Source organism: Streptomyces sp. NPDC102462 (assembly GCF_044765425.1).
Lineage (GTDB): Bacteria > Actinomycetota > Actinomycetes > Streptomycetales > Streptomycetaceae > Streptomyces.
The window spans coordinates 156,250-177,453 of sequence record NZ_JBIWKB010000006.1 but is presented as its reverse complement, the minus strand read 5'-3'; the positions used below and the strand labels follow the sequence as shown (position 1 = coordinate 177,453).

Genomic DNA, 21,204 nt, shown 5'->3' with positions numbered 1-21,204 from the left:
TCGACGGACGATCGATGATAGACAGTCCCGCCATGCCGCCGCACCCTGGAGACATGACTGATCAACAGCGCAAGACGGTTCTGGTGACGGGCGGCTCATCCGGTTTCGGCAGGGCGGCGGTCGCGTCGTTCCTGGCGCGGGGCTGGAACGTGGCCGCCACCGCGAGGCGGCCGGAGGCCGAGTGGCCCAAGGAGCCCGCCGAGAATCTTCTGGTCCGCGCCATGGACGTACGGGACGCCGACTCCGTCACCGCCGCGGTCGAGCGGGCGGTCGAGCGGTTCGGCCGGCTGGACTGCGTGGTCAACAACGCAGGGGTGGGGCTGTTCTCGGTCTTCGAGGCCACACCCATGGCGGACGTGCGGGACCTGTTCGAGACCAATGTCTTCGGCATGATGCGGGTCACGCAGGCGGCGGTGCCGTACTTCGCGGCGCAGGGCGAGGGCCGTGTGGTCAATGTGTCCTCGGGCTCCGGCATCGTGCCCGAGCCGCTGATGTCGGTCTATGCCGCGACCAAGTTCGCCGTGGAGGGTTTCACCGAATCCCTCCGCTATGAACTCGCCACCCGCAAGGTCGTGGTCAAGCTCGTCGAGCCGGGCCTGGTGCCGGACACCAACTTCGTCCAGCGCACGGCCGAGACCTCCCAGGCGGTGCCCGTCCCGCCCGCCTACGAGGGCTACGTACGCCGCGTCATGGCCCGGTTCCAGCAGGATTCTCCGTACCGGCTGGCAACGGAGAGCACGGTGGCCGACGTCATCGTCACCGCGGCGTCGGACGACACGACGCAGCTTCGCTATGTGGTCGGCGAGGACACCGAGGTGGCGGCGGCGATGCGCCGAGAGACCTCGGAGAAGGAGTACGACAGCTGGGCGCTGTCGAAGTACGCCGCCGGCTGACGACGCAAGACCGTTCGGCCGCGGCTCACTTGCCCACCGGCGTGAGTACGGGGACCGCCATGGCGAGCGCGTCGCTGACGCCGCGAACGACGACACCAAGCCGGTGCGCCGCGGCCGCACGGCGTTGGCCGACGCACGGCGTTGGTGACGCGACTGTGAACGCGACGGGCAGCACCGGGTTGAGGCCGTGCGCGAGCGCGAAGACCGCGGCGCCGGTGAGCACGCTGACGACAGGGCCTAGCGGCCCAGGGCGTTGGCCGGCACCCGCGGAAGACGAGTTCTTCGTCGATCGGGGTGGCGCTGAACCCGCGGCGGTGGCGAGCAGCGACCGTCCGCTCGTGCGCCGCACGCCGAACGGCGCGAGCCGGCGGATCCGCAGCAGGGCGGCGACGATCTCGGGCGGGCCTGGGCGCGACAGCTCGCTGGAAACGTGCTGCGTACACGTGTCCTGACTCACCATCGGAGCCGCTGAGCAACCCTTTTGGCGCTGAATTCCTCTCCTTGAGATGAAGATCCTGAAAAGGCGGCGTCACCTGCTCATACTCATGACTCTGACCGTGGTGGCGGCCGTGACGACCGTCGTCATGGTCGTCCAGGCGCACAAGTTGGACACGCTCTCCCCGCGCGAGGAACGCGACCGGGCCGCGTCGGGAGCACGCGTACCGTCGGGGCAGACGGACTGCCGGAAGGCCAAGTGCATCGCGCTCACCTTCGACGGCAACCCGGGCGAACCCACCGACCGGCTGATGGACCTCCTGAAGGAGTACGAGGCGCCGTCGACGTTCTTCCTCGAGGGCCGGCGCATCCACAAGTTCCCGGATGTGGTGCGGCGGATCGCCGAGGACGGCCACGAGATCGGGGACCACACCTGGACGCACGCGGTGCTGACCGATGTCTCTGACGCGCAGATCCGCGACGAGCTGCGCCGCACGGCACGGGCCATCTCCGACATCACCGGCAGCGAGCCGACGCTGATGCGCCCGCCGCAGGGCCGCACCGACGACCGTGTCTCCAAGATCTCGAAGGAACTGGGGATGGCGCAGGTCCTGTGGACGGTGACCGCGAAGGACTACCAGACGAGCGACACCGCGCTGATCACCAAGCGCGTGCTCGACGGCGCCGGCCGCGACGGGATCATCCTGCTCCACCCGCTGCACAAGGGCACCGTGCCTGCCATGCCGTCCATCCTGAAGGCGCTCAGCAGGCAGGGCTACACCTTTGTGGCCGTCTCCCAACTGCTCGCTCCGGCCAAGGCCGAGCCCGGCAAGATCTACAAGTGACCGGCCGGACGAGCGGAGCGTCCGCTGAGTCTCAGTCGTCTTCGGTGATGAAGTCGGTCAGCGCGGCAGCGACGGCATCGGGCTGTTCATCGGGGATGAAGTGTCCTGCGTCCGGCACGACGATCCCGGTGGCGTGGTCGGCCCACGGCCTGATGGACGCTGCCATGTCGGGGATGGAGCCGTGGCTGCTGGAGATCCCGAGAACCGGGACCGTCAGGCGCTGTCGTTCCAGCGCTTCGTGGTTCTTCTGCGCCGACTCGGCGGCGTCACGGTAGTAGGCCAGGGATGCGCGGAGACCGCCGTCGGCGGCCACGGACGCGGCGTACTGCTCGATTTCGGCGTCGTCGAAGGTGTCGGAGGAGAGGGTCTTGACCTTCAGGAACCAGCCGACGTACTCCCGTTCGCGGCCGGCGAGCAGGGTCTCGGGCAGGTCGGGCACGAGGTGGAAGGCGAAGTGCCAGGTCTTCCACGCCCGCTCGGGGTCGGTCGGGATGGCGTCGGGGAGTGTGATGCCCGGGATGCCGGCGTCGAGCAGTGCCAGGCCACGCAACTGGCTCTGGTACTTCAAGGCGAAGGAAAAGGCGACCCACGCGCCGATGTCGTGGGCGACCAGCCAGTATGCCGGGACTCCGAGCGCCTTGACCGCGGCGTGGACGTGCGCTGCGACCGTGTGCGTGTCGTAGCTGATGTCAGGGCGTTCGGAGTGGCCCTGGCCCGGCAGGTCGATCGCGATGACGTGGAACCGGTCGGCCAGGTCCGGCATCACCTTGCGCCATGCCCACCAGGTCTGCGGGAACCCGGCGAGCAGCACGACGGCTGGACCGTCCGGCCGGCCGCCCTCGACCGCGTGGAGCCGGACGCCGCCCGCGTCGACCCAACGGTGGGTGAAACCGGCCAGGTCGGGCAGCGGCAGGTCGCGGACCGGGTTGCCGGAGGCGCGGGGGGCGCGTGCGGGGTCATTCATGATTGTCCTCCACTGGTGTGAGGTGTGTTGACGGTCTGCTGAAGGTGTCGGGTGTACTGGTTGGTTCGGCGCGTCGGCCGAGGGCGAGGCCCACGAGGGCGGTGGACACGACGAGAGCGGCGAGCATGGTGCTGGAGGCCCGTGTCCCGAGGGTCTGATCGGCGAAACCGAGCAGCAGGACCGGGACGACGAGCCCGGAGTAGAGGAACAAGAAGTAGGTTGCATTGAGCTGGGCCCGATTGCCGGGATCGCACAGTGCGTCGGTGACGCTCAGACCGTGTCGGAACAGCGTTCCGACTGCCGCGCCGGCGAAGACGGTGCCGACGATGAAAAGCGGCGCGGAGCGGGTCCACAGCGCGGCCTCGATGACGATCATGCCCACGGCCAGGAGGGCCGTCCCGATGTCGCGTCGCAGAAGGGCCGCGGGCATGACGATCTGCGCCAGCAGCGCGCTGATGAACAGGGTGCCGACGCCCACGCCGATGACAGCGAAGTTCGACACGCCCAGGTCGTCGCGCAGGAACGCGGGAGCCAGCGAGGAGAAGAACCCGTTGACGCCGGAGGAGGCCGCGACGAGCACGCCGCTGGCGACGAACGACCGCACCCGGCTTGGTCCGTCGGGGAGGACCGGGCGGCGGATACGAGGCCGCCGGAGCGCCGTTCGGTCTGCGGTCTCGTCTGCGGTCTCGTCTGTGGTCTCGGGGATGACCAGCCAGGAGACGCCGGCGACGGCGCACATCGCCAGGTAGCACCAGAACACGGTGTGAGTCGGTGCCGTGACGCATTGTGCGAGGACGCCCGCGGCGACGACACCGAGACTCAGGCCGCCGACGTTGGCCGCGGTGCTCAGCACGGCCGCCGTCCTGCGCCCGCGCACGAGTTCCGCGATCGCCGACGTTGCCGTCGCGGTGATGAGCCCGGTCGCCACGCCGCTCAGCACACGCGAGATCAGCAGGACCGTGAGGCCGTCTGCCAGCGCGAATCCCAGGGTGCTCAGCGCCGTGAGGGCGAGCGACAGCGCGAGAACGGGACGGCGGCCCATGGCGTCGGACAGGGAACCGGCCACGAGCAGGGTGCCGACGACTCCGACGACGTAGGCGATGAACAGGACGACGGTGGTGAGCGGTCCGAAGCCGAATTGCGAGGCCCACAGCACGTACAGCGGGATCGTCAGCGTTCCGCCCGCCATGACGACGGTGTAGACGAACGCGATGGCGCCGACCGCGAGCACGCGGTGCGTGTGTCGCTGCGCTGTGCGGATTGCGGGGTGTCCGGCCGAGATCATGCGTTCACCCTAGCCCATCTTGAACCGATCAGTTCAAGATGGGATGATGGTCACCACGAAGAAGGCAGAGCAGGAGGGAGGTGCCGGCATGGCAGGCAAGAAGCAGTTCGACGTCGCCACGGCGCTCGATGCCGCGATGATCCAGTTCTGGCGGGCCGGCTACGCGGACACGTCGGTGGACGACCTGTCCCGGGCGACCGGACTCAACCGCAGCTCCATCTACTCCTCCCTCGGCGACAAGGACACGCTCTTCATCCGCTGCCTGGAGCGCTACGCCACGCGTTACGGAGACAAGTACGACGCCGCGTTGTCCTGCGCCGCCGACCGGCCCCTGGCAGCCGCGCGGGCGTTCTTCGACGTCACCCTGGAACGCATCGCGGACCCCGCTGTGCCCGACGGATGCCTGGTGGCCCAGACCGTCATGGCGACCCCGGTGCTGAGCGCGAGCGTCGCGGCGCGTGCACGGGAGGCGATCGGCTTCCAGCACACCCGGCTGCGCGCCGCGCTGAAGGCCGGCCGACTGCACGACGAGGCGGCCGAGTCCTACGCGACCCACCTTGCGGCCGTGAACCAGTCCCTCGCCGTCATGAGCAGAGCCGGAACGAGCACGGAGCAACTGCGCGCCATCGTCGACGTGACCCTCGACGCACTCGCCCAGACCCTCGGCACGAGCGACTGAGACGTGCCCGGCACAGCGGACTCCGCCGCCGGCCCGCCCACAACCCGCCACGCGCCAGGGCACGCGTCAGGACCCCGGTGTTTGCCCGGCTCGTCCCAGCTCGTCGTTCGGGATCGACCAGCGCCTCGTTGCTCACCTTGGCTGGCCCCACTGGCTGCCCGGCCGTGACAGCTCGGTACCTCACGGGCCCGACAGCACCGTTCCCGCACTTCGAGAGGCTCTGCGAACCTCCATGGACCGCCGTACCTTCCTGACCTACAGTTCCGCCGCCCTGGTCGGCCTTGCCCACCAGTGGGCGTCCACCGAACCGCAGGCCCTGGCCGCCGCCCTGGACGGCAAGCCCGTCGACGCCGAACTCGTCGACCTGCTGGAAGCCACCGGGCAGAGACTCACCGGTCTCGTCACCGAACAGCGCCAGCACACGCGCACGCTCCTCGAAGCCCACTTGACGACCGTCACCGACCTGATCGACGGCGGCACCTACACCCAACCCGTCGGCCAGCGCCTGCACACCCTGGCGGCACGTATGTCTTCCACCGTCGGCTGGCACCACTTCGACCAGGGCAAACACGCCGCGGCCGGACGCTTCTGGCGCGGAGCCCTGCACAGCGCCCACGCCTCAGGCGACCGAGACCTCGGCGCCGGCATCATGTCGGACCCTGGCCGAGAAGATCGGCGCCCCACGCTGCGTAGCCCTCGTACGCGACCTCGCGCCCGGGTTCAGGCAGTACGCCGGTGCGGACGGGGTCGGCGATCTCCTGGAGCGCGTCCGCGCAAGCCGAGCCCGTCTTCCCTGACGGTGCTGTGCGGCAGCGGGTGCGTCAGTACTTCGCTCTGGAGGGCACCTGTGGTGGCGGTGTCGTGGTGTGTCTTCGGACCGTACGGGACACGCGGGCGCCCGCGCCGCGCAGCAGGGCGGTGGGGAGGAACAGGGCGTCGGCCGCGATCATCGCCAGTGCGAAGAACGGCAGGCCGAGGACGATTCCGATGCCCGCGTGCATGGACATCATGATCGCGACCATGACGGTTCTCAGCCGGCTGTGGAAGAGGGTGAAGGGGAAGGCGACTTCGACGATCACCGTGCCGTAGGTCAGCAGCAGGACGATCAGACTGTTGCGGGCGATGGCGTGGGACACCGCGGGCCACGGGGTGACGTCGCCGGTGTGCAGCACGTAGTAGAGCGCCGTTCCGTCCTGCCAGAAGGAGCCTTGGATCTTGTACCAGCCGGAGGCCGCGTAGATCAGGCACACCTGGGCCGCGATCACGAACATCGCGCCCGCGTGCACCACGTTGCCGGCCATCTCCATGACGGCGCGGGGCTCTCCTGGGCGGTGGCGTCGCACCAGCCACCACGCCAGTTGCGCGAGGGCGAAGCCCCACAGCAACAGCGCCCAGCCGGTGTCCAGTTTGCCCAGCCCGGTGACCAGGGCGAGCACGGCGGTGAGGAAGACCCACAGCACGATCCCGACCACGTCCCGGTCACCGTCGCGGCCGTGTGCGGCCCGTCGCGCGTCCAGCGACCAGACCCGGCCGCAGCGGGTGAACACCAGGTAGATCGCCATGAGGTGGACGACGTTGTCGCCGCCGTCCCCCATGAAGGGGTTGCGGTTCTGGAGCGCCAGCACGCCGATCATGAAGAGCAGCGAGGCGGTGCGGGTCCGCCACCCGAGGAGCAGCATCACCGACGCGCCGATCGCAGCAATGTAGACGATCTCGAACCACCATCGGCTGTCCTGCCACAGCAGCACGGTGAACGCCTGGTTCGTCGCGTTCCATTCACGGGCCATGGCCCAGTTCCACGCGCTGTCCACCCCGTACAGCTCGGCACGGTGCACCCACTCGCGCAGCAGCACGGCGAGCCAGGCGAAGGCGAAGCCGATGCGAGCGACGGCCGACTGGTACGGCGCGACGGCCTCGCTCGTGATGCGCGCGACACCTCGCCGGAGGGCGGCGCCGCCGCGGCGCCGGAGCCGGGCGGATGCGGACGGCGGTGAGTACGCGGTCACTTGAAGTGCTCCGCTGTGACGGGCCACCACGGTTGGACCTCATAGCCGGTCCGTGTGTCGGCCTTCCGACCGCTCCACGGGGGCTCTCCCACCGGTGTGTCGGCCGAGCGCACCTGGATGAACCGCACGGTGCCGCCGTCGATCTCAGGCCCCAGACGATGGGCGGCGATGCGCAGCACGTACTGCCGCATCAGCTCCCCGTACAGACCGACGGGACGTCCCTCGTTGTCGAGCGAGTCGGCGTAGTTGGCCCAGGCGTGCGGAAGTTCGTCCTGGTGCGCGTGGCTGGGAAGGAGATTGTGCACGATCCGCTTCTGATCCATCGCGGTCAGGTCCACCCAGCCGGTCTCGTTGAGACGTCCGCCCGGAACCTGGACTTTCGCGCGAGCCTGCACATGGGTGTTCACCGACTGCGGATTGGGGGCGAACAGCCGCCATTCCTGTACGAGTTCGGGGGAGACGTACTTGTCGATGTCCGCGGCGTGCCGCTGGGAGAAGGAGTTCGAGGGGGCGTTGTAGAGGAAGAGCAGGGCGAAGTGCGCGGTGGCCGCGACCGCGACCCCCACCACCGTGAGCGCGATGATGCTCACCGACACAGCGGAGAGTCCGTGCTCACGGCTCGCCCTGTGGACATAGTCCGAAGACGATTCGGTGCGGTGGCGCACGCTTCCCGTAGCTTCTCCGGTCGGCGCGCGCCTGTCACTTCTGGGCCGCATGCCTCACCCCACGTTGCCCCCGGGACGTTGCCTTGCGCGCCGCATCGCGCGTTGCCCTGGACGCGGACGGGGGCGCGTCACCTGGAACTCCGATCGCCGCTTCATCCCGGCGGCGAACAGAAGGCCGAGAAGCGCCCCGCCCCTTCATCGTCCCTCGGCTTCGCCGCAGTGTCGACCGGGGACGGGCAGGCCGCGGCTTACGGGGCCCAGACCTGGCGGGCGGCTTCAGGCAGGTCAACGCGTATACCGGTACGAGTGACGGCAGGGAAGGCCGCTGTCCGGGGAGAGCGGTACGTGCCAGACTGGCGGCATGGCTGATGCACTGCACCTGACCGCCGCGATCACTCACGAAGGTGAGTGGTACGTGGCCCGCTGCCTCCAGGTCGAGGTCACTTCCCAGGGCGAGACCATTGAGGAATCCCTGGAGAATCTGCGCGAGGCGCTGGAGCTCTACTTCGAGGACGCTCCCGCGCCCGAGGTCACCGACGTGATCACCGCCCCTGTCGAAGTGCGGCGCGTCGCATGAGCCCCGCCGTCCCCACGGGCCTGTCCGGCGCGGCCGTCGCCAAGGCCCTGGAACGCGGCGGGTTCGGGCACATCTCCACCCGTGGCAGCCACGCCAAGTACCGCAGCGGCGAGCGGACCGTCATTGTGCCTCTCCACCGCAGCCTCGCGCCCGGCACCCTCCGCTCCATCCTTCGCCAAGCCGACTGGACCGTCGATGACCTCGAAGAGCACCTGAAGTAGCACCGTGCACGAGACTCCGACGGCGGTACCGAGGGCAGCCGGAGCGTGGCGGCGACAAGGGGCGGGAGTGGGGCGTGGCCGGGGGAGCCTCAAGGTGCCGACAAGAAGGTCAGGGCACCCGCGACCAGGGTCTGGGCGCCGGGGGCGATCGTGGAGAGGTCCGGGGCGAAGTGGGGGCTGTGGTTGCTGGGGACGGACTGGAACTTCTCCGCGAAGTCCGTGCCGGGTGCCCGCTCCCAGACCTCCGCGGGGGTGGTCGTCACGAACCAGTACGCGTACGGGACCGAGCCGAGCGCCAGCCGGCCGAAGTCCTCGCTGCCCATCGCCGGGCCCGGGTCGAACACCCGCTCCGCGCCGAACATCTCCCCGTGCACGGCGGCCACCCGGCGGTCGGTCTCCGCGTCGTTCACCGTGACCGGGAAGCTGTCCCCCAGCGTCACCTCGGGCTCCCGCGGGCAGCCCGCGGCCACGCACTCCCCGTGCGCGATGCGCCGGATCGCGGCCAGCATCCGCTCCCGTACCTCCTCCGACTGGGTCCGCAGATTCAGGGCGATGCGCGCCTCGGACGGGATGATGTTGTGCCGGGCGCCCGCCTCGATCCGGCCGACGGTCAGCACGGCCTGCTCCCGCGCGGCGATCTCCCGCGCGACCACGGTCTGCAGCCGGGTGACGAGGTAGGCGGCCGTCACCACCGGGTCGACCGTCGTCTCGGGCCGCGAGCCGTGCCCGCCGCGCCCGTGCACCACGATGTCGACGTCCGTCGCGGCGGACAGCACCAGCCCCGGCACATGCGGGTACAGACCCGCGATCCCGGGTGCCGCGTGCTGGCCCAGCAGCACGTCGGGCCGCGGGAAGCGGTCGTACAGGCCGTCGGCGAGCATGCCCGCGGCGCCCTGCCCGTTCTCCTCCGCGGGCTGCCCGACCACCAGCAGCGTCCCCGCCCACGTCTCCCGGCCCGCGGCCAGCGCGGCGGCGGCACCGGCCAGCCAGGTGACATGCAGATCGTGACCGCAGGCGTGCATGACGCCGTCCGTCTGCGACGCGTACGGCAGCCCGGTCTCCTCCTGGACGGGCAGCGCGTCCATGTCGGCCCGCAGCAGTACGGTCGGCCCGTCGCCGTTGCGCAGTACGCCGACGACGCCTGTGCCGCCGATCCCCTCGGCCGTCTCGTACCCGGCCGCGCGTAGCCGTTCGGCGAGCTTGCCGGCGGTCCGGTGCTCACGCAGCGACAGCTCCGGGTGACTGTGCAGGTCCCGGTACACGTCCTCCAGGTCGGCGACGGGGAGGTCGGCGGTGAGGTCCAGAGCGGTGCGGGCGACGGTGGTCACGTTCTTAAGCCTAGGTCGGTTTTGTGATTTCCCCCACCTGACTGGAATGGTTCGGTTACGCTCCGCTACATGGTGCACATCCGCGAACTCGACCCGAGCGCATCGCCGTTGGACTACTTCGGCTACGAGCTGCGCCGAAAACGGGAAGAAGCGGGGCTGACACAGAAGGAACTCGGCGGGATCGTCTTCTGCACGGGTTCACTGATCGGCCAGATCGAGACCACGCAGAAGGTACCGACGAGAGAGTTCGCCGAACGGGTGGACGCGGCCCGGATGACCGACGGTTGCTTCTCGCGGTTGGTGGGGCTGGTGCTGCGCAGCCAGTTGCCTACGTGGTTTCAGCCGTTCGCGGACCTTGAGGCCAAGGGGGCGTACATCTCGACGTACCAGGCTCAGATGGTCTACGGCCTCCTGCAGACCAAGGCGTACGCCCGTGCTGTGCTGGAGACGGGCATGCCAGACAGGCTAGATGAGTTGGTGGCGGCGCGCCTGGAGCGTCAGCGGATCCTGGCTCGCGAGCAGCCACCGCTGACCTGGACTGTGCTGGACGAGGCGGCCTTGCACAGGCCGATCGGCGGGCGTGAGGTGATGCGCGAACAACTCGCCCATCTGCTGAGCTTCCGCGACCACAAATGGGTGCGCATCTAGGTATTGCCGTACGAGGCAGGCGAACACGCCAGCCTCATCGGATCGTTCACGAGCCTGCGTTTCGACGATCACCCCGATCTCATCTACACCGAGGACCTGATCTCAGGGCATATGACGGCTAACCCCGAGACTGTCAGGGAAGCCGCCCTTTGTTACGCTCACTTGCAGGCGTCCGCCCTCTCCGTGGAGGATTCGGCGGCACTGATCACCCGCGTGATGGAGGAAAGCTATGCGCATCCACAGGGACCTGACGAACGCGCGGTGGCGTAAGTCGTCGTACAGCGGAAACACTGGCGGTGAGTGCGTTGAGGTCGCCGACCTCGCTGGCCAAGTTGCCGTCCGTGACTCCAAGGACCTCCAGGCTGGGCGGTTTGCCGTCGCGCCCGAGGCATGGACCGCGTTTCTGCGTGACCTGAAGTGACCTTGAGCGACCCCGCATGACGGAGGAACGCTATGGAGAACGGCCAGCACCTGAGCACCGTGACGTGGCGTAAGTCCAGCTACAGCGGCCCCGACGGCGGTGAATGCGTCGAGTGCGCCGCGCTCGGCACGGCCACGTGGCGTAAGTCGTCGTACAGCGGCACCAACGGCGGTGAGTGCGTAGAGGTCGCCGACCTCACCGCGCTCGTTGCCGTCCGGGACTCGAAGCACCCCGAGGCGGGCCGGTTCGCCGTCGCGCCGCAGGCATGGGACGCCTTCCTGCGCCACCTCAAGTGAGCTGACCCCACACCGACAGCACGGGCACAGGCACCACAAACGCCTGTGCCCGCGCTGCCGACCTGGCCGAACCGTTCTGGAACGCAGCGTCTACGCCCCCTGGCTCAACCGCCCGGCCCCGGGGTGCGCAACTCGGCCGAGACGCTTGATGCTGCCGCGCCGGTCGCCCGCCAGCCGCAGCGTCGCCTGTCCGAGGCGCATCCCGAATGAGAGGAGCCGTACACCGATGACCGTGCCGATCCGGCCGGCCGAGAAGCACGATGTCCGGCCGCTGGCCAGGCTGATCGAGGAGATCGAGCGCTTCTACGGCGCCGCGGACCATTCAGCCGTTCGAGGAGCGTCAGGCACAGGTCGAGGAAGCGCTGTTCGGGGCGCCGCCCCTGGCTTCCACCCTTGTGGTCGAGGACGACACGGGCGACATCGCCGGCCTCGCCGCGTATTCGTTTCTCTGGCCGAGCGCCGGGTCCACCCACTCCCTCTTCCTCAAGGAGCTGTACGTCCGCGACGCCCTGCGTCGGCAGGGCATCGGGGCCCGGCTGATGAGTGAGCTGCGTGGCATCGCCACCGCACGCCCTGGCTGCACCCGCCTGGAATGGATGACGGACCGGGTGAACTCGGACGCGCGCACCTTCTACCGGTCGCTCGGGTTCGAGGAGGACAACGAGAAGATCGTCTACCGGATCGGCACCGGCACCGGCACGGCGTGAGGCTCCTGGCTCAGCCGAGGAATGACGCCGAGACTTTGCCCTGGTCGCTGACGACCTCGACCTCGACGAACTTCGCGGTGACGCCGTCCGCGTCCCAGTAGCGGCACTCGAACTTGTTGCCCTTCTCGGCCACGACGGAGGCGGGGCAGGACAGCCGGTCCGCGGGGCCGGGCCGGCCGCCCTGGATCTCGGCCATCACCTGCCGCTCCAGTCCGTCCTGGTCCAGCACCCTCGGCTGGGGGTCCGCGCTCATCACCTTGACCGTGATCGCCACCGCGCAGCCGGCGACCACGACCGAGGAGAGCGCCACGACCGTACGCGCGACGTTCCGTTGATCAGACACGCGGACAGTCCTATCCGTCAGGCGGCCGGCAGGCAATCGCCTGATCCGGAAAGCCCGGACCCTCCACCGCGGGCACACCCGACCCGCACATGCCTTCCAGCGCTAGCGTGACGACGGTGACTGCTGGGTGACCGTCGGCGGGGGCTCCTGGGTCGCCCTCGCCGGGCCGGCGTTCGCGGCGGCTATCAGGGCGGCAGCCGCCAGTACGGCCGCGACCAGGCCGCGGGCGGCGGCGGTTCCCTTGAGCGAACGGAGCCGGAGGTGGGGGAATGCGGTGGGGCGTCCGTCACGCACGGATGAACGTCCGAGCACGGCTACCTCGCAACATCAGCGGCGTATTAAACATGCTTAACCCGCCGTTTAACCTAGGGGTTGAACGAGCCTAACGGCAAGGGGCCCAGGGGCAGTTGGGGGAGCCGCAGAATGCAGGAGCGAGACGATCCGGAGACGGTCGGGCGACGGGTGCAACAACTGCGCACCGCACAGGGGCTGACGCAGCGCCAGTTGGCCGAACCCGCGTACACGCCCGCCTATATCTCCACCCTGGAGGCCGGGCGGGTGCGGGCCTCCGACGACGCGCTGCGGCACATCGCCGGCCGGCTCGGCGTCGCCTTCGAGGAACTGGCCATCGGACGGCCCGCGCACCTGGCGACCGATCTGCGGCTGCGGCTCACCGAGGCGCAGCGCACCCTGGCCACCGGGGCGGCGGAAGAGGCGGCCGGCCAGTACGCCGCCCTGTGCGCCGAGGCCGAGGCCCACGGGCTCGCCCACGAGCAGGCCACCGCGCTGCTCGGGCTCGGCGAGTGCGCCCTGGACACCGGCGAGCTGGCCGAGGCGCGGGAGTACTTCGAGCGGGCCGAGAAACACATGGCCGAAGAGCCGCTGCCGGTCCGGGTGCCCGCCGTACGCGGCCGCGCCGTCGCCCACTACCTGACCGGTGAACTCCGGTACGCCGTCTATCTGCTGGAGTCCACCCTGGACGAGCTGAACCGGGGCGGGCTGCACGATCCCGACGCGCTGCTGCTGCTCTACGCCAGCGTCATCGGCCCCTACATGGACATGGGCGCCCAGGCCCGCGCCGCCCAGGCCGCCGAGTTCGCCCTCGCGCTCGCCCCGCAGGTCGCCGACCCCGCCCTGGTGGCCCGTATGCACCGCTCCGTCGCCCGTACCCTGCTCGCCGAGGGCCGGGTCGCCGAGGCCGACGCCTCGCTGGCCAAGGCCGCCGAGCTGTACCGCCAGCTGCAGATCCGTACCGAACTCGCCAACTGCCACTGGATGCGCGGCTACGTGTACGCGCAGGACGGCGAACTGGAACGCGCCGAGGCCGAGTTGAGAGAAGCGCTGGCGATGCTCTCCGCCAAGCGCGCCGCCCTCTACAGCAGTCAGGTCGCCGTCGAACTCGCCGACGTGCTGCACCGGCGCGGCAAGTCGCAGGAGGCGGCCGAACTGCTGCACGGCGTGCTCGGCGACCTCTCCTCCGAGCGGGGCGCCGTGCACTCGGCCGGCGCGCACCGGCTGCTCGGCATCATCGCCGAGGACGCCCGGGACACGGAGGCCGCCGAGGAGCACTACGTGCGCGCGCTGAGCCTGCTGGAGCGGGCCGGCGCCGCCGGTGACCTCGCCGACCTGTGCCGGCTCCTCGGCGATCTGCTGCGCCGCAACGGGCGGGTGGAGGCCGCGCTGGACGCCTACCGGACCGGCCTCGGACACCGTACGGCCCCGGGCACCACCACGCTCGGGCCGGCGCCCGCCCAACCGCCCCTGTGACGAGCCGGCGGGGCGGCGTCCGGGTCCCTCGTCAGGTCTGCGTCCGGTCCGGACCCGTCGTCAGGTCTGTGTCCGGCCCTGCTCCCGGATGCCGGTCAGCCGCTGGGCGCCGCGTTCCACCGCCTGGTCGGTGGCGTCCTCGGACACCTCGCCGAGGGTGCCGTTGGTGACGACGATCGCGTCCTCGCCGACCCGCACCGCGGCGACCTCAAGGGTGAGCGCGGACGACTCGTCGTCCTCGGACGTGCTCTCGCCGGTCAGCGTGACCCGCAGGCCCTCCCGGGCGTCACCGACCTGCGGCAGCTCGATCTGTGAGACCTCGACGTCCAGTTCGCCCGCGCTCTGGGACTCCGCGGTGAACCGGCCGCACGTCTGCGGCAGCCCGTTCAGCCAGGCCAGCGTGCGGTTCACCGCCTGCGGGCCGCGGGTGGCGACCTGGTAGCGCAGCTGCGCTTCCGCGTCCCCGTCGTCGAGCGCGGTCACCGCGTGCGTACCGGGCGCGTCGCCGAACAGGTTCTCGGTGTACAGGGCGTCCATCAGCTGCTGGCACTCCGGCATGTCGGTGACCGCCTTCAGCAGCCCGTCCCGCCAGGTCGCGGCGCCCTGTGTCGGTTCCCAGGACGCGCCCAGGTCGGCCACGGTGATCAGCGCGTCCCGCGCCTGCGCCGCGGTCAGGTCGGGCGTCTCGCCCTCGGCGCGCCGCCCGGCCGACGGCGACGGTACGGCACCGGGTTCGGCCGCCGCCCGCTCCGGCTCCCCGGCGAGGCACCCGGGGACGGTGAGCAGCGTGGCTGCGGTGAGCGCGAGAGAGCAGACGGCGCGGAGGCGGGCCGGGGGCAGGGACATCGCGGGCTCCTGGGGCCGGTGACCGAGGCCGAGTCTCCTCGTTCCTCGCCTGATCGTTTCCCCCACGCCACCACCCGCAGGCCCCGCCCACCACCCGGACGTTCCAACCGGGTGACCCCCACCCGAAAACCCCTGGCCGGCCCGCCCTCCCGGTTGCTACGGTCCCGGCATGAAGCGCGCCCAGCCGCGGCCGTCGGCCACGACGACGCCGGAGTCCGTCCCGGCGCGCTGACACCTGATCCAGTCCGAAGCCCCGGGGCGAGTGCCCCGGGGCTTCGTCGCGTGGTCACTCGCCCTCCGTTGCGAGGAGACGACCATGCACGACCACCGCAGGCTCGGCCGTGAGCTGGAGCTGTTCGACACCGACCCGCTGATGGGCGCGGGACTGCCGTACTGGCTGCCCGCCGGCGCCGTCGTCCGGCACACCCTGGAGGAGTACGTCCGGGACGCCGAACGCCGCGCCGGGTACCGGCACGTGTACTCGCCCGTGCTCGGCAAGCGCGAGCTGTACGAGATCTCCGGCCACTGGGACCACTACCGCGACGACATGTACCCGCCGATGCGGCTCGGCGCGGAGGAGGTCGTACTGCGCCCCAGCCTCTGCCCCCACCACGCCCTCGTCTACCGCTCCCGCTCCCACAGCTACCGTGAACTCCCGCTCCGGATCGCCGAGTTGGGTGCCATGTACCGGGCGGAGCTGTCCGGGGTGCTCGGCGGGCTGACCCGGGTACGGGCCATCCACCTCAACGACGCCCATATCTTCTGCACCCTGGAACAGGCCGCCGACGAGGCCCGCGGCGCCCTCGAACTGATCGGCCGCGCCTACGCCGACCTCGGCATCCGCGCCGCCCGGTACCGGCTGTCGCTGCCCGGCGAGGGCGGCAAGTACGTCGCCGACCCGGAGCTGTGGCGGCGGGCCACCGCACTGCTGCGGCAGGTGCTCGCCGTCTCCGGCCTCGATCATGAGGAGGCCGAGGGCGAGGCGGCCTTCTACGGCCCCAAGATCGACGTACAGGTCGTGGACGCGGCCGGCCGCGAGGCCACCCTCTCCACCGTCCAGATCGACTTCCACCAGCCCGCCCGCTTCGACCTGCACTACATCGGCGCCGACGGGGCGCGGCACCGGCCGGTGATGGTGCACCGCAGCATCATCGGCAGCGTGGAGCGGGCCGTGGCGCACCTCGTCGAGGAACACGGCGGGGCGCTCCCGGCGTGGCTGGCGCCCGTGCAACTCGTCGTGCTGCCGGTCACCGAGGCCCAGGAGGAGCGCGCCCACGCGGTGGCGCGGGAGGCACGCGACCGGGGGCTGCGGGCCGAGACCGCCGGCCCGGAGCACGGCAGTCTCGGCGCCCGCGTCCGGGCGGCGCGGCTCGTCCCGTACCAGGCCGTGATCGGTGAACGGGAGGCCGACGACGGGCTGGTGGCCCTGCGGCTGCGGGACGGCCGCCGCGTGGGGGCTCTGCCCGTGGACGACTTCCTGCACGGGGTCGCTGCGCGGCTGGAGGCACGGGGGACCGTGCTGTGGGAGTGAGCGGCGGGGGATGTTGTGGGCGCGCTCCGGGGAGGGGTGCTGGGTTGTTGGGCGGCTGCGGGTGTGTTGTGGGCGCGTTCCGGGGAGGGGGGCTGGGTTGTCCGGCGGCTGCGGCTTTGTTGTGGCTGGTCGCGCAGTTCCCCGCGCCCCTTTGGGCGCTGGGCCGCTTCGGGCTGGGCGCGCCCGCGCGGCGGAGCCGCAAATCGACACAGCCTCGCGCCCCTTTGGGGCGCCTAATGCAGGGGTGGGGGCGCGGGGTGGGGTCTTGGGGGCTTTTGGGCGGCGGGAAGTGGGCGCGAAAGTTTCGCCTTTTGGGCAATGTGGACAGAGATCCGGTAACCGCCGTCGACCAGGCTCGACCGTAGTCCGTGCGCAAGGGAGTTGGTGTGACCGACATCTCGTCAAAGAACCCCGACTGGTGGCGACAGGCCGTGATCTACCAGGTCTATCCGCGCAGCTTCGCCGACGCCGACGGCGACGGGCTCGGTGACATCCGGGGCATCACCGAACGCCTCACCCATCTGAGCACACTCGGCGTCGACGCCCTGTGGCTCAGCCCCTTCTACCCCTCCGAACTCGCCGACGGCGGCTACGACGTCGCCGACTACCGGGACGTCGACCCGCGCCTCGGCACCCTGGACGACTTCGACGCCATGGTCGCCGAGGCACACCGGCTGGGCCTGAAGGTGCTCGTCGACATCGTCCCCAACCACACCTCCCACCAGCACCCGTGGTTCCAGGAGGCGCTGCGCGCCGGCCCCGGCTCCGCCGCCCGCGACCGCTACGTCTTCAGGCCCGGCCGTGGCGCGCACGGCGAACTGCCGCCCACCGACTGGCAGTCGGGGTTCGGCGGCAGCGCCTGGCGGCGGGTGCCCGACGGCGAGTGGTACCTGCACCTGTTCGCTCCCGAGCAGCCCGACCTCAACTGGGAGAACGAGGACGTCCGCGCCGACTTCCGCACCACCCTGCGGTTCTGGTCCGACCGCGGTGTCGACGGCTTCCGCATCGACGTGGCGCACGCCCTCGCCAAGGACCTGACCGAACCGCTGCGGGACATCGGCGACCTGAGCGCCATCGGAGAGGAGGCCCTGGAACGGGTGCCGCCCGGCTCACACCCGTACTGGGACCGGGACGAGGTGCACGAGATCTACCGCGACTGGCGCAAGATCTTCGACGCCTACACCCCGCCGCGCACCGCGGTCGCCGAAGCCTGGGTCCCGGGCGCCCGCCGCGCCCAGTACGCCCGCCCCGACGAACTCGGCCAGGCCTTCAACTTCGAGTACCTCGAGGCGCGCTGGGACGCCGACGAACTGCGCCGCGTCATCACCGACTCGCTGGCCACGGCCCGCGCCGCGGGCGCCTCCGCCACCTGGGTGCTGTCCAACCACGACGTGATCCGGCACGCCTCCCGGCTGATGCTGCCGCCCGGCACCGACTCCAACGCCTGGCTGCTGTCCGGCGGGCACGCACCGGCCGTCGACGCGGCGGCGGGCCTGCGCCGGGCGCGCGCGGCGACCCTCCTCATGCTGGCGCTGCCCGGCTCCTCGTACGTCTACCAGGGCGAGGAACTGGGCCTGCCCGAGGTCGCCGACCTGCCCGCCGTGGTGCTCCAGGACCCGATCTGGGAACAGACGGGCCATGTCCGCAAGGGCCGCGACGGCTGCCGGGTGCCGCTGCCGTGGACGACGACGGGTCCCTCGTACGGCTTCGGTCCTGGTGCGGCCTGGCTGCCGCAGCCGGCCTGCTTCGCCGGGTACGCGGTCGAGGCACAGACCGGTACGGCGGGCTCCACGCTGGAGCTGTACCGCACGGCGCTGCGGCTGCGCCGCAAACTGCTGGACGGCGAGACGCTGACCTGGGCGCCGGACGCCCCGCCCGGAGTGCTGCACTTCGCCCGCTCGGAGGGCTGGCGGTGCGTGGCGAACCTGTCGGGGGCGCCGGTGCCGCTGCCGGCGGGGGAGGTGCTGCTCACCAGCGGGCCGCTGCCCGAGGACGCCACCGTGCTGCCCCCGGACACCACGGCCTGGCTCGGCGCGTAGCGGAACCGGGGCCGGTGCCGGACCCAGGCTCCAGGTCGTGTCACCCCACCGTGGGGCTGCTGCTCGGCGGTGGGGTGAGGACCACCTGAGGCCGGCCGGGGGCCGGTGGCGGCGGGCAACCGGCCCGTGGCCGTGGGTGGCGGATGGGGGAGCTGGTGCGAAAGGATGCCCCGGTGAACGAAGAGATAGCCCAGCGTCCCGCCCTGCGGCCGGCCCGGTCCACGGCCCTTCTCGCGACGGCCCTGCTGCTCCTCGCCGGCGCCGCCTGGCTGGCCCGTGCCGTCTGGGAGATCAGACTCGCGGCGGCGGGCGAGCCGGCCTCGGGCCCGCCCGACCAGGGCGACGGCAACCACCGGCCGCTGACCTCGCTGGAGGACGCGTACCACATCGTCGGCGCCGTGGGCGACGTCATCGTCGTGTTCTGCGCCGCCGCGTTCCTCGCGTGGCTGTGGCAGGTCCGGGACAACGCGCGTGCGCTGTCCGGCCGGCCGCCCAAGTACCGTGGATTCTGGGTCTACTTGGGCTGGATCGTGCCCGTCGCCAACCTCTGGGTGCCGCGCGGGGTGGTCGCGGACGTCCACCGGACGAGCGCACCGGACAAGCGGCTGCCGTTCGTGCTGAACGTGTGGTGGGCGCTGTGGCTGATCGGCATGCTGAGCGGGGTCGGCCTGCTCTACCGGGAGTCCCGGGACGGGCTCATCGAACGCGCCTACACGGACGTGTGGCAGCTGCTGCTGCCCGACGCGGCCGTCGTGGGCGCGGCCGTGGCCGCGGTGTTCGTCGTCCGGGCCGTCACGGCGGCCCAGAGCGAACGCACGGCGGCTGAACAGGTGTGAATCTGCCCTGAGTTCAGCCGGTGCCGTGGCCCGCGCGCAGGGCGTTCACGGCGATGCGGGCCGCCGTGCCGATCACCGCGTCCGCGGCGGGGAGGGTGGCGGCCGGGTTCGGGGTGCGGGTGAAGACGGCGACGGCGTACCGGCCGCCGTCCGGGTACTCGACGACGCCGACCTCGTTGCGCACGGTCGGCAGGCTGCCGGTCTTGCCCGCGACATGCACGTCGTCGAAGGGGAAGCCCGCGGCCAGCCGGTGCGGCCAGACCTGGAGGCCGAGCAGCCGGCGGATGGCCGCTCCGTGTTCCGGGATGCACGCCTCGTCCCGCCAGACCGCGCCGAGCAGCCGGGTCATGTCGCGCGGGGTGCTGCGGTTGGTGCGGGCCGGGTCGAGGGCCCGCAGCCGGGCGATGACGTGCGGATCGGCCAGGGCCTGCACGCCGGCCGGTCCCGCGTCCTCGCGGATCGTGGCGAGCAGGTCGCCGAAGGCGTGCACGGCGTGCGTACGGGTCAGGCCGAGGCGGGCCGTGGTGCGGTTGACGGCGTCCAGGCCGACCCGGCGCAGCAGCAGGTCGGCGGCGGCGTTGTCGCTGACGGCCATCATCAGATAGGCGATGTCGCGCAGCGACATGCGGGCGGTGTCCAGCATGGCGGCCAGCCCGGTGGGGCCCGCGGTGCGCCCGGCCGGCGGGCACTCGACCTGTTCGGCGAGGTCGAGGCGGCCCGCGGCGGCCTGTTCGTGCAGGGCGACGAGGAGGCACAGCTTGTGCACGCTGGCGGTGCACACCGACTGGTCGGCGCCGGCGTCGAGCTGGGCCCCGGAGTCGATGTCGAGGGCGTGCAGCCGGCCGGTGACGCCGGCCTCGGCGAAGGCCGCGTGGATGCGGGCGGGGACGTCGGTCACAGCCAGTACTCCGATGCCGGGCGAAGGTGCAGCGGCCGTGCGGTGACGTCGGGGGCGGCGCCTGCCGTCGTCCGCAGGGCGTGGGTCGCGGCGTCCGCGAACGCGGCGACGGCGGTGTCCCCGCGGCCCCTGGGCCAGGCCACGGAGTGCCGCAGGGCCAGCGGGGCCCCGGCCAGCGGGCGCCAGACGACGTCCGTGGGCTGCGCGTCCTCGTGCGTGTCACGCGGACCGAAGGCGACGGCCCCGGCGGACAGGACCAGGCCGCGGACGAAGCTGGCGCCCTGGCCGTGCCGTACGGCGGCGGGCGTGTAGCCGCCGCGGGCACAGGTGGTCAGCAGGTCGTCGTAGACCGCGGGTGCGCCGGCGCGCGGGAAGAGGATCAGGTCGTAGCCGGTCAGCGCGGACAGCGGCACCTCGGCGAGCCGGGCCGCCGGGGCGCCCGGGGGCAGCAGGACGCCCAGCTCGCGGCGGAGCACCGGGCCCAGCTCCAGGCCGGTGACGTCGCAGGGGTGGTGGATGAGCCCGACGTCCAGCTCGTGCGCGGCGAGCCGGGCCAGCTGCTGCGCGGTGGACAGTTCGTGCAGTTCCAGTTCGAGGCCCGGGCGGCGGCGGGGGAAGTCGGCGAGCAGGGCGGCCACGGTCGCGCCCGCGAGGTCCGGGGACAGCGCGGCGCGCAGCAGCCCGGTCTCGCCGTCCCGGATGCGGCGGGCGGTGGCCATGAACGCGTCGGAGCGGGCGAGCAGTTCCCGGGCCTCGGCGAGCAGCAGCGTGCCGGCCTCGGTGATGGTCACCTGACGGCTGGTGCGTTCGAAGAGCCGGACGCCCAGCTCGCGTTCGAGGCGCTGGATGCGCTGCGACAGGGGCGGCTGGGCCATGCCCAGGCGGGCCGCGGCACGTCCGAAGTGTGACTCTTCTGCAACAGTCACAAAGCACTCCAGGTGCCGTACGAGGTCCATGAGCAGGGATCATATCGG

General features: G+C 71.3%; 22 protein-coding genes and 1 pseudogene. 13 read left to right on the top strand and 10 right to left on the bottom strand.

Annotation, left to right across the window (positions count from 1 at the left end; genetic code table 11):
- Positions 1–53: 53 nt before the first annotated feature.
- Positions 54–893 carry an SDR family oxidoreductase gene (locus ACIRFL_RS07945; RefSeq protein ID WP_404025170.1) on the top strand — a complete coding sequence of 280 codons (840 nt, stop codon included), beginning with the start codon at positions 54–56 and terminating at the stop codon, positions 891–893.
- A gap of 25 nt (positions 894–918) precedes the next feature.
- Here the strand turns inward: ACIRFL_RS07945 and ACIRFL_RS07940 are convergent, their stop codons facing one another.
- Positions 919–1,353 (bottom strand): hypothetical protein, encoded by a 435-nt coding sequence (locus ACIRFL_RS07940; protein ID WP_404025167.1) that lies wholly within the window; start codon positions 1,351–1,353, stop codon positions 919–921.
- A 46-nt stretch (positions 1,354–1,399) separates the two neighbouring features.
- On the opposite strand from ACIRFL_RS07940, the gene ACIRFL_RS07935 reads away from it, so the two are divergent.
- The gene (locus ACIRFL_RS07935) at positions 1,400–2,173 is read left to right on the top strand and encodes a polysaccharide deacetylase family protein (protein WP_404025165.1); all 774 of its coding nucleotides are present in this window, start codon (positions 1,400–1,402) and stop codon (positions 2,171–2,173) included.
- A 31-nt stretch (positions 2,174–2,204) separates the two neighbouring features.
- Here ACIRFL_RS07935 and ACIRFL_RS07930 read toward each other — a convergent pair whose 3' ends face one another.
- Both ACIRFL_RS07930 and ACIRFL_RS07925 read right to left on the bottom strand, forming a co-directional pair.
- A complete protein-coding gene (locus ACIRFL_RS07930; protein WP_404025163.1) occupies positions 2,205–3,137 on the bottom strand; it encodes an alpha/beta fold hydrolase in 933 nt (310 codons plus the stop codon).
- Positions 3,130–4,422 (bottom strand): MFS transporter, encoded by a 1,293-nt coding sequence (locus ACIRFL_RS07925; RefSeq protein WP_404025161.1) that lies wholly within the window; start codon positions 4,420–4,422, stop codon positions 3,130–3,132. Before ACIRFL_RS07925 ends, ACIRFL_RS07930 begins: the two co-directional genes overlap by 8 nt.
- 88 nt (positions 4,423–4,510) lie before the next feature.
- Here ACIRFL_RS07925 and ACIRFL_RS07920 point away from each other — a divergent pair, with 88 nt between their 5' ends.
- Complete coding sequence (locus tag ACIRFL_RS07920; protein WP_404025158.1) at positions 4,511–5,101, top strand: TetR/AcrR family transcriptional regulator; 591 nt, start codon at positions 4,511–4,513, stop codon at positions 5,099–5,101.
- Between the two features lie 821 nt (positions 5,102–5,922).
- On the opposite strand, the gene ACIRFL_RS07915 is transcribed toward ACIRFL_RS07920, so the two are convergent.
- A complete protein-coding gene (locus ACIRFL_RS07915) occupies positions 5,923–7,107 on the bottom strand; it encodes an HTTM domain-containing protein (protein WP_404025155.1) in 1,185 nt (394 codons plus the stop codon).
- Positions 7,104–7,697 (bottom strand): DUF5819 family protein, encoded by a 594-nt coding sequence (locus ACIRFL_RS07910; protein WP_404025153.1) that lies wholly within the window; start codon positions 7,695–7,697, stop codon positions 7,104–7,106. Before ACIRFL_RS07910 ends, ACIRFL_RS07915 begins: the two co-directional genes overlap by 4 nt.
- A 436-nt stretch (positions 7,698–8,133) precedes the next feature.
- On the opposite strand from ACIRFL_RS07910, the gene ACIRFL_RS07905 reads away from it, so the two are divergent.
- Together ACIRFL_RS07905 and ACIRFL_RS07900 are read left to right on the top strand one after the other, a co-directional pair.
- On the top strand, positions 8,134–8,349 hold the full coding sequence (locus ACIRFL_RS07905) for a type II toxin-antitoxin system HicB family antitoxin (protein ID WP_307620863.1): 216 nt from the start codon (positions 8,134–8,136) through the stop codon (positions 8,347–8,349).
- Entirely contained in the window at positions 8,346–8,570 is a 225-nt protein-coding gene (locus ACIRFL_RS07900) for a type II toxin-antitoxin system HicA family toxin (protein ID WP_404025151.1), read from the top strand. Before ACIRFL_RS07905 ends, ACIRFL_RS07900 begins: the two co-directional genes overlap by 4 nt.
- A gap of 89 nt (positions 8,571–8,659) precedes the next feature.
- Here the strand turns inward: ACIRFL_RS07900 and ACIRFL_RS07895 are convergent, their stop codons facing one another.
- Positions 8,660–9,898 (bottom strand): amidohydrolase, encoded by a 1,239-nt coding sequence (locus ACIRFL_RS07895; RefSeq protein WP_404025148.1) that lies wholly within the window; start codon positions 9,896–9,898, stop codon positions 8,660–8,662.
- Positions 9,899–9,967: 69 nt separating this feature from the next.
- Here ACIRFL_RS07895 and ACIRFL_RS07890 point away from each other — a divergent pair.
- From ACIRFL_RS07890 to ACIRFL_RS07875, 4 genes and pseudogenes are all read left to right on the top strand, one after another.
- Positions 9,968–10,816, top strand: a pseudogene (locus ACIRFL_RS07890) (Scr1 family TA system antitoxin-like transcriptional regulator).
- A complete protein-coding gene (locus tag ACIRFL_RS07885) occupies positions 10,776–10,967 on the top strand; it encodes a DUF397 domain-containing protein (RefSeq protein WP_404025146.1) in 192 nt (63 codons plus the stop codon). Before ACIRFL_RS07890 ends, ACIRFL_RS07885 begins: the two are co-directional and overlap by 41 nt.
- 32 nt (positions 10,968–10,999) lie before the next feature.
- A complete protein-coding gene (locus ACIRFL_RS07880; RefSeq protein ID WP_404025144.1) occupies positions 11,000–11,263 on the top strand; it encodes a DUF397 domain-containing protein in 264 nt (87 codons plus the stop codon).
- A 320-nt stretch (positions 11,264–11,583) separates the two neighbouring features.
- A complete protein-coding gene (locus tag ACIRFL_RS07875) occupies positions 11,584–11,970 on the top strand; it encodes a GNAT family N-acetyltransferase (protein WP_404025305.1) in 387 nt (128 codons plus the stop codon).
- Between the two features lie 10 nt (positions 11,971–11,980).
- Here the strand turns inward: ACIRFL_RS07875 and ACIRFL_RS07870 are convergent, their stop codons facing one another.
- The gene (locus tag ACIRFL_RS07870; RefSeq protein WP_404025141.1) at positions 11,981–12,313 is read right to left on the bottom strand and encodes a DUF4333 domain-containing protein; all 333 of its coding nucleotides are present in this window, start codon (positions 12,311–12,313) and stop codon (positions 11,981–11,983) included.
- Positions 12,314–12,736: 423 nt separating this feature from the next.
- On the opposite strand from ACIRFL_RS07870, the gene ACIRFL_RS07865 reads away from it, so the two are divergent.
- On the top strand, positions 12,737–14,080 hold the full coding sequence (locus ACIRFL_RS07865) for a helix-turn-helix domain-containing protein (RefSeq protein WP_404025140.1): 1,344 nt from the start codon (positions 12,737–12,739) through the stop codon (positions 14,078–14,080).
- Positions 14,081–14,140: 60 nt separating this feature from the next.
- Here ACIRFL_RS07865 and ACIRFL_RS07860 read toward each other — a convergent pair whose 3' ends face one another.
- Positions 14,141–14,926: a hypothetical protein gene (locus tag ACIRFL_RS07860; RefSeq protein ID WP_404025138.1), complete on the bottom strand. Its 786-nt coding sequence runs from the start codon at positions 14,924–14,926 to the stop codon at positions 14,141–14,143.
- A 262-nt stretch (positions 14,927–15,188) separates the two neighbouring features.
- Between ACIRFL_RS07860 and thrS the strand changes: the two genes are divergently transcribed.
- The 3 genes from thrS (at position 15,189) to ACIRFL_RS07845 (ending at position 19,332) form a co-directional block, all read left to right on the top strand.
- Positions 15,189–16,457 (top strand): threonine--tRNA ligase, encoded by a 1,269-nt coding sequence (thrS, locus tag ACIRFL_RS07855; RefSeq protein WP_404025135.1) that lies wholly within the window; start codon positions 15,189–15,191, stop codon positions 16,455–16,457.
- A 386-nt stretch (positions 16,458–16,843) separates the two neighbouring features.
- Positions 16,844–18,496 (top strand): glycoside hydrolase family 13 protein, encoded by a 1,653-nt coding sequence (locus ACIRFL_RS07850; RefSeq protein WP_404025132.1) that lies wholly within the window; start codon positions 16,844–16,846, stop codon positions 18,494–18,496.
- Between the two features lie 143 nt (positions 18,497–18,639).
- Positions 18,640–19,332 carry a DUF4328 domain-containing protein gene (locus ACIRFL_RS07845; protein WP_404025131.1) on the top strand — a complete coding sequence of 231 codons (693 nt, stop codon included), beginning with the start codon at positions 18,640–18,642 and terminating at the stop codon, positions 19,330–19,332.
- Positions 19,333–19,345: 13 nt separating this feature from the next.
- Here ACIRFL_RS07845 and ACIRFL_RS07840 read toward each other — a convergent pair whose 3' ends face one another.
- Both ACIRFL_RS07840 and ACIRFL_RS07835 read right to left on the bottom strand, forming a co-directional pair.
- Positions 19,346–20,230, bottom strand: coding sequence for a serine hydrolase (locus ACIRFL_RS07840; RefSeq protein WP_404025129.1), 885 nt, complete (start codon positions 20,228–20,230; stop codon positions 19,346–19,348).
- On the bottom strand, positions 20,227–21,186 hold the full coding sequence (locus tag ACIRFL_RS07835; RefSeq protein WP_404025126.1) for a LysR family transcriptional regulator: 960 nt from the start codon (positions 21,184–21,186) through the stop codon (positions 20,227–20,229). The genes ACIRFL_RS07840 and ACIRFL_RS07835 overlap by 4 nt, the downstream gene beginning before the upstream one ends.
- Positions 21,187–21,204 lie beyond the last annotated feature (18 nt).